This window comes from Peterkaempfera griseoplana (assembly GCF_001418575.1).
Taxonomy (GTDB): Bacteria; Actinomycetota; Actinomycetes; order Streptomycetales; family Streptomycetaceae; genus Peterkaempfera; species Peterkaempfera griseoplana.
The window spans coordinates 1-342 of record NZ_LIQR01000637.1 but is presented as its reverse complement, the minus strand read 5'-3'; the positions used below and the strand labels follow the sequence as shown (position 1 = coordinate 342).

General features: G+C 81.0%; 1 protein-coding gene. It reads right to left on the bottom strand.

Annotated elements, in window-relative coordinates:
- Nucleotides 1-342, bottom strand: a 342-nt coding sequence (locus tag AOK09_RS34495) for a CbiX/SirB N-terminal domain-containing protein (protein WP_322973235.1), incomplete at both ends; no start/stop codon positions are given.

Sequence of the window (342 nt, the reverse complement as noted above, 5' to 3'; positions counted from 1 at the left end):
GGCGCGGGCCGTCCGGGCCGAGTCGTAGCGCCGCAGCAGAAGCCGGGCCACTTCGGGGGCCGGCCCGAGGACGGGGGCGACCACGTCGGCGCCCGCAGCGCCGGCCGCCGCGGCGATGCGGTCCGGAAGCAGTCCCGGGGCGAGGAGGTAGGGGGCCACCGCGATCCGGCGCGCACCCCGGGCCCGCAGCGCGGCCACCGCGTCGGGGACGTGCGGCGGCACCGAGGAGGCATGGGCCACGGCTACTCCGGCCCAGCCCCGGCTGCGCCGCCACTGCTCCGCCAGCTCACGGGTCGCCGCGTTGGCGGCCGGGTCGGAACTGCCGGCGGCGGCCAGCACCAC